The sequence below is a fragment of the Maribacter sp. Asnod1-A12 genome, assembly GCF_045063735.1.
In the GTDB taxonomy this organism is placed as follows: domain Bacteria; phylum Bacteroidota; class Bacteroidia; order Flavobacteriales; family Flavobacteriaceae; genus Maribacter.
In genome coordinates this window covers 577,432-590,871 of the sequence record NZ_JBEFNZ010000006.1, presented here as the reverse complement: position 1 = coordinate 590,871, position 13,440 = coordinate 577,432, and the positions used below count along the sequence as shown (strand labels likewise).

At 32.1% G+C, this 13,440-nt stretch carries 9 protein-coding genes; 2 read left to right on the top strand and 7 right to left on the bottom strand.

Annotated features, from left to right (window positions below):
* Nucleotides 1–130: 130 nt before the first annotated feature.
* Complete coding sequence (locus ACJJVP_RS02565) at nucleotides 131–685, bottom strand: sigma-70 family RNA polymerase sigma factor (protein ID WP_405410508.1); 555 nt, start codon at nucleotides 683–685, stop codon at nucleotides 131–133.
* A 72-nt stretch (nucleotides 686–757) separates the two neighbouring features.
* Between ACJJVP_RS02565 and ACJJVP_RS02560 the strand changes: the two genes are divergently transcribed.
* On the top strand, nucleotides 758–1,111 hold the full coding sequence (locus tag ACJJVP_RS02560; RefSeq protein WP_405410506.1) for a rhodanese-like domain-containing protein: 354 nt from the start codon (nucleotides 758–760) through the stop codon (nucleotides 1,109–1,111).
* Here ACJJVP_RS02560 and ACJJVP_RS02555 read toward each other — a convergent pair.
* Together ACJJVP_RS02555 and ACJJVP_RS02550 are read right to left on the bottom strand one after the other, a co-directional pair.
* Nucleotides 1,108–1,521 carry a response regulator gene (locus ACJJVP_RS02555; RefSeq protein ID WP_405410505.1) on the bottom strand — a complete coding sequence of 138 codons (414 nt, stop codon included), beginning with the start codon at nucleotides 1,519–1,521 and terminating at the stop codon, nucleotides 1,108–1,110. The two genes, ACJJVP_RS02560 and ACJJVP_RS02555, sit on opposite strands and share 4 nt — an antisense overlap.
* A gap of 9 nt (nucleotides 1,522–1,530) precedes the next feature.
* On the bottom strand, nucleotides 1,531–5,301 hold the full coding sequence (locus ACJJVP_RS02550; protein ID WP_405410504.1) for a PAS domain-containing protein: 3,771 nt from the start codon (nucleotides 5,299–5,301) through the stop codon (nucleotides 1,531–1,533).
* Between the two features lie 351 nt (nucleotides 5,302–5,652).
* On the opposite strand from ACJJVP_RS02550, the gene ACJJVP_RS02545 reads away from it, so the two are divergent.
* The gene (locus tag ACJJVP_RS02545) at nucleotides 5,653–8,226 is read left to right on the top strand and encodes a toxin-antitoxin system YwqK family antitoxin (protein WP_405410503.1); all 2,574 of its coding nucleotides are present in this window, start codon (nucleotides 5,653–5,655) and stop codon (nucleotides 8,224–8,226) included.
* Nucleotides 8,227–8,401: 175 nt separating this feature from the next.
* Here the strand turns inward: ACJJVP_RS02545 and ACJJVP_RS02540 are convergent, their stop codons facing one another.
* From ACJJVP_RS02540 to ACJJVP_RS02525, 4 genes are all read right to left on the bottom strand, one after another.
* A complete protein-coding gene (locus ACJJVP_RS02540) occupies nucleotides 8,402–9,412 on the bottom strand; it encodes a hypothetical protein (protein WP_405410501.1) in 1,011 nt (336 codons plus the stop codon).
* 207 nt (nucleotides 9,413–9,619) lie between these two features.
* Nucleotides 9,620–11,638, bottom strand: coding sequence for a M3 family metallopeptidase (locus ACJJVP_RS02535; protein WP_405410499.1), 2,019 nt, complete (start codon nucleotides 11,636–11,638; stop codon nucleotides 9,620–9,622).
* Nucleotides 11,639–11,689: 51 nt separating this feature from the next.
* Nucleotides 11,690–12,178 (bottom strand): 5-(carboxyamino)imidazole ribonucleotide mutase, encoded by a 489-nt coding sequence (gene purE / locus ACJJVP_RS02530; protein WP_299321156.1) that lies wholly within the window; start codon nucleotides 12,176–12,178, stop codon nucleotides 11,690–11,692.
* Between the two features lie 5 nt (nucleotides 12,179–12,183).
* Complete coding sequence (locus ACJJVP_RS02525) at nucleotides 12,184–13,338, bottom strand: 5-(carboxyamino)imidazole ribonucleotide synthase (RefSeq protein WP_405410497.1); 1,155 nt, start codon at nucleotides 13,336–13,338, stop codon at nucleotides 12,184–12,186.
* Nucleotides 13,339–13,440 lie beyond the last annotated feature (102 nt).

Genomic DNA, 13,440 nt, shown 5'->3' with positions numbered 1-13,440 from the left:
TTACTATGCTTTGCACAGGTTTTACACATAAGTAAGTGAAACTTTAACTTTATTTTTTCCCAAACAGATGCCTCCTTATATTGGGTTTTATTGCAAATTACTGCTGCCTTTTCACATGAAATCATCATAACTAAAACCAATTTTGATTTAAACAACCCATTAAGCCTGTTCTGGCTCTATGTATCATTACCCATAAGTTAGACGCATTTATTCCTAAAGCATTACAAATATCTTCAGTTTCCATTCCTTCAATGGTTTTCATTGTAAAAACTTGAGCTTGTTTTTTGGGTAATTTAGATATGCAGTTTTGTATGGCTAGACCTAATTCTTCATTTTCAATTGCATCATTTTCAAAATTGCTATTGGGATCGGCAATGCGTTCTTCTAACCAATCCCCTTCGGCATCGGTCTGCGTACTATAGCTCATACGAACTTCTGCTTTTCCTTTTTTTGAGTTTATTTTGCGATAATGGTCAATGACTTTACGTTTTAAAATTGCAATTAACCATGTGCGTTCGGCTGCATCTCCTTTGAAATTTTTAGCAGACTTAAGTCCCGCTATGAAAGTTTCTTGAACAAGGTCTTTTGCGATTTCGCCATCACTTACTCTGGTTACTGCGTAATTATATAGATAGTCTGCATAAAGATCTACCCACATATCGGGATTTAAGTTGTGTGTATCCATTTTTAATTCTGCATTTCAAAAGTAATTTAATTTTATCTATTATTATTACTTTTGGATATAAACGCTTTATTCATGAGAAATTTATTGTTTTTTGCCATAATACTTATGGTTCAAATTGTTTCAGCTCAAATGGAGTCTCAATCTATTAATGATTTCATAGGGCTTGATACTTCTAAAGAAATTTTATTAGATGTACGAACGCCTCAAGAATTTTCTGAAGGACATATAAAAGGAGCTTTGAATATAGACTGGTTGTCAAATAGTTTTAATCATAGGGTGTCATTTTTGGATAAAAGTAAAAAGATATATGTGTATTGTAAAATGGGTGGTAGGAGTCTAAAATCACAATCAAGGTTAAAAGAACTTGGTTTTAAAAATGTTGTGGACTTAGAAGGTGGTTTTGACTCATATTCTAAAAAAGACTAGCTTTTATTGCTAACAAGTTCGGTTAATATTTTTGTCAATTGGTTTTCGCGTATTGGTTTTATAATATATTCAGATACTTCGCTGATTTTTTTTGTTTTTTCAAAGTCTACTAAGTCTACTGACGAGGATAATATATATATGGTTATATTTTTTTCGATTTGTTTTATAACCGATATGTAAGCTGTCATAAATCCATAACCATCCATCACTGGCATATTAATGTCAAGAAATATAACATCTGGTAATATATTATGATTGTTCATATTGGCTTTGATAAAAGTCATGGCTTCTGCACCATCGGTAAACGGCATAATATTTCCAACAGAATTATGTGCTTCTAATGTATGAAGTATGGTGTATTGAAAAACCTCATCATCATCGATTACGCAGACTTTAATTTTATTGCTCATTTAATCAAATTAATTTAGTGTTATATAAAATGTTGTGCCAACATTGACTTCACTTTTTGCTGTAATTGATCCTCCCATAGATACCAATTGTGCTTTAGTTAAAAATAAACCAATACCCTTTGCTTCTGGGTGTTTATGAAATACTTTGTTAAGCCCGAATAATTTATGGCCATGACTTTTCATGTCTATGCCAAGTCCATTATCTTTAAATTCTAGTTTGGTTTTACCATCTATTGTTCTAGAGGTTATGCATAGTTCTAATACTCTTTTAGGTGATCTATATTTTAATGAATTACTAACTAAATTTAGGAAAATACTTTCTAAATAAACAGGATTATATAGTACATTTCTTGCTTTGGAAAAATCACAATTTATAATTGCACCGGTTTCTATTAATTCTGCAGCTAAGATTTCTTTTGTTTTGTCTAATGTTTTTTCAAAAGATAATTTATGTTGAACTTTTACTATACTCTCCTTTACTGTTATGGTTTCGATCAATGTATTTAAAGTTTCTGTTAAATGGTCTATTACGGTTTCGAATTTTTCAAATATTTCTACTTTTTTAGCTTCGCATGTAGCATTTCTATATAAATCTAATAGTGCATTTAAATTACTTACCGGAGACCTTAAATTGTGTGATGTTATATGATTGAATTCTGCTAATTGTTTATTTTTAGATGTTAGTGTTTTTGTGAACGCCTCTAAACTTTTATTCGTTTCTAGAATTTTTTGCTGAGCTTCTACTTGCTCGGTAATATCTTGACTAGATCCAATTAATTCAACAACATTGCCTGCGTCGTTAAGCAATACTGCGCCAATAATTTCAATTGTTCTAATTCTACCATCATTTTTAATGATACGGTGTTGGAATTTGTTGAACTTTTTTGTTTTGAGTATTTCTTGGCTTACTCTAATAACCTTTTCTTTATCGTCAGGGTGTACTCGTTTTAGATACTTATTGAAATTAAGTGACTTACCTGATTCAAAATCTAAAATCTTCAGAAGATTAACAGATTTTTCCATGACGTCATTCATAATGTCCCATTTCCAATGACCAATGCTAGATAATTGTTCGGCGAAGTTTAAAAGTTGATTTTTTTCTAATAGGTCTTGTTCTCTTTGTATACGATCTGTAACATCTTGAGCAGTACCAATTAGTTCAATAATATTACCATCGCTATCATTGACTATTTCAGCCATTAGCTCTAGTGACCTAATAGATCCGTCATTCATTAAGATTCGATATGATAAATTACCTTCGCTATTCTTGGTGCTAATAATATTATCTATATGTTTAGCTACTTTTTCAATGTCTTCTGGGTGTATTCTTGTTAAGAATAATTCCATGTCTATCTGTATGCCTACCTCAAGATCATATAATTTGTAAAGGTTATCTGACCATTTTGAAAAACCTGAATTTGGATTCCATTGCCAAGAACCCATTAGAGCCATTTCTTCTGTAAAGGAAAGTAAATGATTTTTTTCTTTAAGTAACTGCTCAGTTTTTACAATTTGGGTTATATCTTGTGTCGTACCTAATAATTCTACATCACCATTTTTGTCCTTAGTAATTTCTCGTCTTACTTCTAAGGTCTTTATTTCATTGTTGTCTAGTATAATTCTATATCTTGATGTAGGCTGTTCTATGCCTTTTAGTAGATTACTTATAACTTCTTTAACCTTTTCTTTATCTGGGGGATAAACCATTGATATTGCTCTATCGATATTTACTTCTGAGCTTGGTTCAAATCCGTATATTTTATATAAGCTTTCAGACCATTTAAAAATATTTTTTTGTGGTTTCCATTCCCACAAACCTAACATGGCAATTTCTTCAGCAAGGTTCAATTGCCGGTTTTTTTCTAAAATCTCTAATTCTTTGCGTTTAAATTCTGTTATATCTTGGCATGTGCCAGACATTTCTAAAACGTCGCCTTTTTTATTTTTAATGACTTTACCAACGGACTTAATGGTTTTAATTGAGCCATCATCTAATTGAATTCTATAGACAGATTCAGGAAAATCACTGGATTCCATAGCGCCTTTTAGGTTGGCATATACAGTGTCTCTATCTTCGTCATGTACATAATTAATATAGGTTTCAAAGGTTAAGGAGGCGTCTTTATCATGACCATAAATAGCATGAAGGTTATCTGACCAAAAAACTTCATTCGTAGGTGTATTCCATTGCCAATATCCAATCATTGCCATTTTTTCAGCAATGTTGAGCTGTAAGTTTTTTTTAGATAGTTCGTATTCTTTAGCTTTAAAATCAGTTATATCTAAACAAGTTCCTATAAATTCTTGTAACCCATCATATTCATTTAGGCTGGCTTTACCAACAATGTGAACAATTCTTACCTTATTATTTTTATGTACGATTCTATGGGTAAAATCATAAAAGTTATGGTCTTTAATTGATTGGTTTACAGATTTTTCTATAAACTCTTGATCGTCAGGATGAATTCTTTTGAAATAAGAATTAAAGGTTAGTTTTTCTGTTTTTGGATGATCAAATATTTTGTAGAGATTATTCGACCAATATGCCTCATTAGTTTCTGGCTTGTACCTCCAGTATCCCATTGTGGTATGGTGCTCTGCGAAATTAAGTATTTGATTTTTTTCTGTTAGTTCTTGTTTTGCTTTTATCTTATTGGTGATGTCTCGTGTTGTGCCAATCAGATCTTTATCATTATTACTTTTGTTTGAGACCATGTCTGCTGTAATCTCTAATGTTCTTATACTTCCGTCATTTATGATTATACGGTGAGTAAAATTGCATTTCGTACCGGTATCTTGAACAAATTGCATAGCATCATCAACAATGTGTATATCTTCAGGATGAATGCGCGTATAAAGAACCTCAAAATTCATAGGTTCTCCATAATCGAAATCCATAATTTTGTATAGGTTGTCAGACCATTTAAATATACCTGTGTCGGGGTTCCATTGCCAGCTTCCAGCCTCATTAGTGTTTTCCGTTAATTGTAACTGACGTTTTTTTTGTAAAAGCACTTTTTCTTCTGCTTTTTTCTCTGTGATATCTTGACAAGTGCCTACCATTTTTATGGCTTCGCCTTTTGCATTTGTTATTACTTTTCCTATAGAACTTATGGTTTTGATGGTGCCATTATTTAATTGAATACAAGAAATTGAATCAGAGAGGTCATTGGTCTTTAAGGCAAGTTCAAATTTGGCAGCTATTTTTTGACTATCATCCTTATGAACATAATTAAGATAAGTATTAAAAGAAATAGGTTCATCCTTAGAGTGGTCGAATATGTTATATAAATTGTCTGACCATTTTAAGACGTCCGATTGTAAATCCCATTCCCAAGATCCAGATTTGGCTAACCTTTCTGCATAGTTTAGTTGATTGATTTTATTAAGTATATCTGTGTTTTTCGAAATATCTACTGTTACGCCATATATTGCCCAGTTCTTATTGTCTTTTGGTATAGCCTGCGCAGATGTTCTTACGTGGCGGGTGTTCCCTTTTGCTGTTAAGATGTAATATTCCAACTCGAAAGAGATACCATTTGTTATAGCTTGGTTGTGTGCTAATAAAATTTGCTTTTTATCATTTTCATTTTTAAGGTTTCCATAGATATTTTCTATTTGCGGAATGTAATTATTTGGTACCTCATGAATTTCCTTTAAAATATTATTCCAAAAAGTTATATTCGAATTAACTTCAAAATGAAATATACCTAACCTATTGCTACCATTTGTTTTTGAAGATAGTTTTTCGGTTGTAGAAAGAATGTTGTCCCTATTCATTTCTAAAAGATATAATTGTTTTAAGCTTAGAGTGCATTGTAATTATTTATAACTAAAATATTTTTTGTGGTAATTTGGCTACAATATAATTATTAAATATTTGATTTCTAGTAAGTTTCTAATTTTTGTAAATTTTGAATTTCAAATAAAAGGATACGTGATTAGTTATTGAGATTATTTCTATTAACTACACTTGGTGATAATCAGAACGATGTTGGCCTCTAGACGACTTTTTAAAATTATAAAAAATCAATTATTATAATAGATTAGGTTCTGTAATGTTGTTAACTTAAATCCATTATTTTCGTTCACTAACTTATTTTGAAGTATTTTATGTGTTATTTAAAATTAATGGACATTTTTAAAAATGTTTTTAAGAATACAGTATTATTTTTAATTGTTTTTTTTACTTTTCTTAGTATCTATAAAGTTCAGGCCCAAAACGATACAATTTTTTATGACGCAAAATGGAAGGTTACTTCTAAACAAGACGCTTCTTTTTTTAGACCCAAAATTGAAAAGGTAGGCAATTTGTACAGGGTAGAAGATTATTTCATAAATGGTAATCTTCAAATGAGTGGTATTTCATCTAGTAATCTGAAAGATATATGGGAAGGTGTGGTAAGTTGGTATGATGAAAGTGGTAAGCTTTATCAACAAGGTACTTATGAGAATAATAGATTAAATGGAAAATATACTTCATATGATAATGGTGAAGAATTAATTGGCATTTATGAGAATGGGAGTTTTGTTTCGGGTAAAATGGTTTCTGATTATGGAGATGGACATTTTTACCAAGAAAAGAAAGGTGATTCATTATTGCAAGTGTATTATGATCAAGATTTTAATGGTATTCGGTATGAGAATTATAGCACTTCAAAAAAAGGTAATTACTTATCTAAATATTATGGTCAAAAGGGAAAATTAATAGGAGAAAGAGTTGTGCTTAATAATGGTTATGCAAAGGGGGTAGAAGTATTCTATTCTTATGGTCCTATGAAAGTACAGTCAATAAACTATTCTCCTTATGGTCGTCAACTAATATCTTCAATTTTCTATAATAATGGTCAGGTTAGGGAAAAGGCATTTATTAAAGATAAATGGGAAAAAGAGTTTTATTCTAAAAATGGAAGATTGCTTGGTAAACTGGCATATACTTTAGATAGAGATTATCTACGACCATTTAAGGGTGAAGAAATCAGGTTTCATACAAGAGATAATAAGGGGTATAGTGAAGGTATTAGTTCCATAACAAGCTATGATGACAGTAAAATAATTAAAGAACAGTTTTTTAATACTGATGGAATTTTAATAAGATTCACTGAATTCAATAATGGAGTTACTTCTCTTCAGGTAACATATAATGACGAAGGAAAGGAAATTTACAGAATGAAATATGAAAATGGCTTTCCCTATGATGGTATACAAACACTATCTGATAGAAAAACTGTTTACAAGGATGGTGAATTAATTGAAGAAATCCTTTTTTATAGAAATACGAAGTTGCCTCAAAAGAAAAAGACCAAAACTAATGAGGTTTATTATGATTTGGAAGGAAATGTTTTAGGAGAACTTGAACTTAAATATGAAAACCGATATGGTACGCCTTGGGAAGGAGAACAATTTACATTAGGTGCTGAAAGTGGTGAAATAATTGGCATATCGGAATATAAAGAAGGTTTTTTAGTAAAGCGTACCGATTTTAGAAAACGCTTAGTTACTAAAGATAAGTATCAAACATTTAAAAGAGTAGAGGAATACGCAGCTAAAAGCTATGATAAAATACGTGAAATTCGTTTTTATAGTAATGATATCATTCAGAGCTATATTACTTTTTTAAATTATCGTGAAGTAAAAGGTGTTTTTTATGATAAGAGCGGTAATGAAATAGGGGTTTATAACTATACTGAAAAAAATGGAAAGTTATATAAATTTTTCAATGATACAGATCTTGTACAATTATTTGAAGACTATGATAATGGTAGTATAATAGCATCTAAGCGCTACGAACAACAAAGTAAAACTAATTATTATGATCTGTATTCAATTTTAATATATGAATTGGATATCAATTGCTGTGAATCGTATTATAGTGCTAAAAATGGAGAGCTTATAGGTACGTTAATATACAAGAATAAAAGACCTTGGGAAGGTATTGCTTATAATAACAATGACAGAACTAAGTATGTCATAAACAACGGTATGCGTGAAGGCGATTATGTCAAATATGATTATAGTGATAAGATTGTAGAAGAAGGGCAATACACAGCTAATAAAAAAGAAGGTTTGTTCAACTATTTCAATTATAACGGTACATTAAAAAAGAGTGAAAACTATAAGGATGGTAAACTTGATGGCGAAGTCATTTATTACGATGATAAAGGAAAGTTAATTACAAAAATTACGTACCTGAACGGGAAACCTCAGAATGGTACAAAACTTTTAAGTAGATATTCAAGTAAGGGGTCAAATCAAGAAATCTTTAAAAATGGTTTATTGGTAAAACGTATTACCTATAGAGATAATGCAAAGAGTGTAAGTACTTTTGTAAATGGAACTGAAGATGAAACTATAGTATATTACCCAGAGTCTAATTTAATACGAATTAAATATCGAGTAAAGAATAATTATATAGATGGTGAAGTCATTAGATTTGATAAAGAAGGAAAAGAAGAGCATAGAGCAACATTAAATAAAGGGGGGTTGGTTTCAGGATCTATCTTGTTGACTTCAAATGACTATAATAATAGGGTAAGTCATATTCAAATAGTTAAAAACGAGGAATATGTTGAGGTAAGCATATTTGATATCGACGGAGTATCCATCTTTGAGGCGAAAGAAAAAATTATTCTTGGTTCTCAAATAGAATATTTAAACCGTTTAAATTTTCCCGTTAAGTATATTGATGCTTATCGATTGTATTAAGATAAACAATGCTTCTTATAAAAATATTACTAGTAGAGTAAGAAAGCGACTAGTTGAAGGAAGATTATTATTTATGTAAGAATATCATTTTACGGTTATCTTGTTTTAATATAAAAAAATGGGATCTTAACATTAAGGTTAAGATCCCGTTTTGGTTCAAATGTTTAATTTAATACTATTGCTCTAAAATTAATGTATTAGCTAAGTATAGTTTTATTTCATCTTCAGTGAGACCAGCTTCCGTTTCATTTTTATAGGCTAAACGAATTATGCCTTTTTCTATTTCTAAAAAGTCGTGGTCGTTACTTATGTTAGAACATAAAAAACTTTTTTCAATTTCGCATCTTTCAGAGTGACCAAACCCTAAAGCGTGACCTAATTCATGTTTGAACAATACTTTTGATGTACTAGATAACCATATTCTACTGTTGCTTAATACTGCGTTCAATTCATTGGTCATTGCATAACCGCTATAGGTTTTTCCATTAATTATTTCGAACATATCTTCCCATAAGCTTTCAACTTCGGCGGTTTCACCAAAAAATACATGGGCATTAGAAGCTTCTTTGGTATCAACTATGGTGATATTGAAATCACTGTTTTCAAAAATTTCATTGTATTCTTCAATGACTTCTTCAATGTTTATTTCTAATGTTTCTGTAGCACCGTCTAGAAAAATTTTCATGGGTTCTGTCCATCGTGTGTTATTTATTAGGTCATTGTGGGTCGGTGATTTCCATAAAGTCAAATAAATAAAATAATCAATCTCTTCTTTTTGATCATCTGTTAAAAGATCGTATTCGTTAACGTCATTAATTAATAACTCGAATTGCTTTTCGACCAAGTCTACACCGTTAAATGCAGAAACCGTAAAAGGTAATGTACTACTTGCTTCAAAATCTAAGACCGTATTTGCCCCTACACTTAGCTCACCTGTTGTTTCATTAATCTCTAAACCACTTTCAGTGTCAATCTCAAAAGAAAGTTGTGTGTCATTTGCTTGGGTTGCAGAAATAATCCCAATCGCTGTACCTTCTTGCGAATGCTCATCAATATTTAAGGAAACCGAATTTATGGTTAAAAGACTAGTTTCGCTTTCTTCGTTTAAATCGGTTGTTGTTACATCGGAATCGGTACTACAAGACACTATAAATAGGTATATTAACGGAATTATCAACTTTTTCATTAGGTATGATTTTGTTTTGAAACCTAAAAATAATAAGTCGATGTAAAGCTGAAAATAAATTGTTGTCATAACCCCTATATAAAGTGTATAGGGGTTGTTTGTGTATGTTTCTCGATTTTAATATTCGTTTTTTTACAAATACTTGGCGAGCTTACCTTGAAATTATTTGCTTCTTGATTTTTTTAAATTATGAGATTTATAAATTGTTCATAAAAGACCGGCACGTTCCAATAATGCTTCCACTTTGGGCTCGGCACCTCTAAATCTTTTATACAGCACCATTGGGTTTTCTGTGCCACCTTTAGATAGTACGTTGTCTTTAAACTTGGTAGCTACCTCTTTATTGAAAATACCTTTTTCTTTAAAGTAGGCAAAGGCATCGGCATCTAAAACTTCTGCCCATTTGTAACTGTAGTAGCCAGAAGAATATCCTCCTTGAAAAATATGTGAGAATGCTGTACTCATACAAGTTTCTGGTGTTTCTGGGTATAGGCTTGTGTCTTTAAAAGCTTCATTTTCATGTGCTTTTACATTGGTAATGCCAGTTGGGTCAACACCGTGCCAAGACATATCTAATAATCCAAAACTTAATTGACGTAAGGTCTGCATCCCTTCTTGAAAAGTGGCAGACTCTTTTATTTTTTCAACTAGTTGGATTGGTATCGTTTCTCCTGTTTCGTAATGTTTCGCAAACAACTCTAATGCTTCCTTCTCATAACACCAGTTTTCTAAAACTTGACTCGGTAATTCTACAAAGTCCCAAAATACAGATGTTCCAGATAGGCTAGGGTAGGTGGTGTTTGCCAGCATACCGTGTAAACCATGACCAAATTCATGGAATAAAGTTGTTACTTCATTAAAAGTCAATAATGAAGGCTTGCTCTTTGTTGATGGTGTAAAGTTGCAAACGTTCGATATATGCGGACGCACATTTTCACCGTTTCTCTTCCATTGCGATTTAAAAGAAGTCATCCATGCGCCACCTCTTTTTCCTGCTCTAGGGTGAAAATCTGCATAGAACAATGAAATAAAGTTTTTATCGGTATCGTACACTTTATATGTTTTAACCTCGTCATGATATTTTTCAATGTCATGAACTTCTTCAAATTGTAAATCGAATAAGTTTTCAGCTACTTTAAAAACACCGTTTATTACATTTTCAAGTTTAAAATAAGGCTTCAACTTTTCATCATCTAAGTTGAATAATTCTTGTTTTAATTTCTCAGAGTAGTAGCTGCTGTCCCATTTCTCTAAGCGGTCAATGTTGTCAAGTTTTTTTGCAAAGTCTTCCAATTGTTTAAACTCACGTTCTGCAGCTGGCTTTGCTTTTTCTAAAAGTTCATTTAAGAAAGAATGCACTTTTTCAGGAGTTTCTGCCATACGCTCTTCCAACACAAAATCGGCATGCGTTTTATAGCCTAATAGGTTGGCTCTCTCGAAACGTAATTTGGTTATTTCTAGCACATTTTTTTGATTGTCCAATTCATCGTTATGAAAAGCTTTGCTGCCAAATACCAATGAAAGTTTCTTACGAAGTTCTCTGTTTTTAGCATATTTCATGAAAGGTATATAGCTTGGGTAATCTAATGTGATTATCCAACCATCTTCTTTGCCTTTTGAAATCGCCAACTGTGCGGCAGCTTCTTTTTCACCTTCTGGTAATCCGTCTATATCAGCTTCATCCGTAAGGTGTAATTGATATTTATTGGTTTCGGCTAGTACATTCTCACCAAAAGTCAGTTTAAGTTTAGCCAATTTGGCATCTATAGCTCTTAAGCGGGTTTTCTTTTCTTCAGATAGATTAGCTCCGTTTCTACTAAAACTCTTGTATTTTTTATCTAAAAGAGTGTTTTGCTCCACAGTAAGGTCTAAACTTCCTTTTTGATCATAAACTGCTTTTACTCTTTTGAACAGGTCTTCGTTTAATGTAATGTCATTACCGAATTCTGATAATAACGGAGAAACCTCTTGAGCGATTTTTTGAATCTCCTCGTTTGTTTCTGCAGAATTTAAGTTGAAAAATACACTTGATATTCTATCTAATTGCTGTCCTGAAAATTCTAAGGCTTCTATCGTGTTTTCAAATGTAGGCGCATCGGTATTTTTAGTGATAGCATCTATTTCTGCCCTAGCGTCTTCAATAGATTGTAGAAATGCTGGCTTAAAATGCTCGTTTTCTATTTGTGAAAATGGAGCGGTATCAAATGGGGATAATAATGGATTCATATTTCTAGTATTGAGAAATTAGATTTGAGAATTGAAATTTCTTGTAGATGACTATTTACCGTTTACAGCTTTAGCGCCATCAATTACTTTTTGTTTTAAACCTTCTTTATATAAGATAATTTTGTCCAAAACACACTTGTCTGAGCTACCGATAATTTGTGCAGCTAATATTCCTGCATTTTTTGCTCCGTTTAATGCAACAGTAGCAACCGGTACACCACCAGGCATTTGAAGTATAGATAAGATAGAGTCCCACCCATCAATAGAATTGCTGCTTTTAACAGGAACTCCAATTACAGGTAGCGGAGACATAGAAGCCACCATACCTGGTAAGTGAGCAGCGCCACCGGCACCTGCTATAATTACAGAATAGCCATTAGTGTGTGCATTTTTACTGAAATCGAATAATTTTTCTGGTGTTCTATGTGCAGATACTATATCGACATCTACTTCTATATCAAAACCTTTTAAAATATCTATGGCATCTTGCATTACGGGCATGTCACTTGTACTACCCATTACTACGGCTACTTTACTCATATTTTTTATTTTGAAATCACTTGAATTGTTTCCTTTACTTTTTCGGCAATCGCTCTCGCTTTACCTAAGTCATTATTTACGATGGTAACATGTCCCATTTTTCTGAACGGTCTTGTTTGTGCTTTGCCATAAATATGAGGCGTTACTCCTTCCATGGCTAAAATTTCTTCTATATTTTTATAGACAACATCACCTGTGTAGCCTTCTGCGCCTACTAAATTGACCATTACACCAGCAACTTTGCTATCGGTGTTTCCTAAAGGTAAACCTAGAATACTGCGAATGTGTTGTTCGAATTGATTGGTGTAGCTGGCTTCAATACTGTAGTGCCCGCTGTTATGTGGTCTTGGTGCTACTTCGTTGACCAAAATTTTATCATCTTCGGTTTGGAACATTTCAACTGCTAACAAACCTGTAAGTCCTATTTTATCTGCTACTTTTAATGCTAGTGCTCTTGCTTTTTCAGCCACTTTCTCATCAATACGAGCAGGACAAATAACGTATTCTACTTGGTTGGCTTCTGGATGAAATTCCATCTCTACAACTGGGTATGTCTTAATTTCTCCTTCAGAATTTCTTGATACGATTACTGCTAATTCGTTTTTAAACGGAATCATAGTTTCGGTAATGCATTCTCCCGTAGGTAATCCTTGTAAATCGTCTAAACTACGAACAACTTTAACTCCTTGTCCGTCATAACCAAATTGAGCTACTTTCCACACAAACGGAAATTGTAAACCTCCGTTTTCAATACTATCTTCAATTTCACTCAAGTACGCAAAGCGCTGAAAATCTGCAGTTGGTATTTCGTTATCTACATAAAATAACTTCTGTTTTGCCTTATTTTGAATAATACGTAACGCTTTTGGTTGCGGATATACTTTTACGCCTTCATGCTCTAATTTTTCTAAAGCATCAAGATTTATATTTTCAATTTCAATGGTCAACACATCTACATTTTTACCAAAATTGTAAACGGTGTCAAAATCTAAAAGACTTCCTTGTACGAATTCGTTACATGACATTCTACTTGGTGCTTCAGAAGAAGCGTCTAGAACTTTGGTGTAAATATCCCATTTTCGCGTTTCGTACAACATCATTTTACCTAGTTGACCACCACCTAATATGCCTAATTTAAAATCTGAAGAAAAATAATCCATATAATTGTTGCTTTGGGCAGTTGAAAAAACGCCTTAAGTACAACAAAAATACGGTTAAATCTTAGAAACCAATTCCTTTCTAATCAAAAACACAAGGCAATA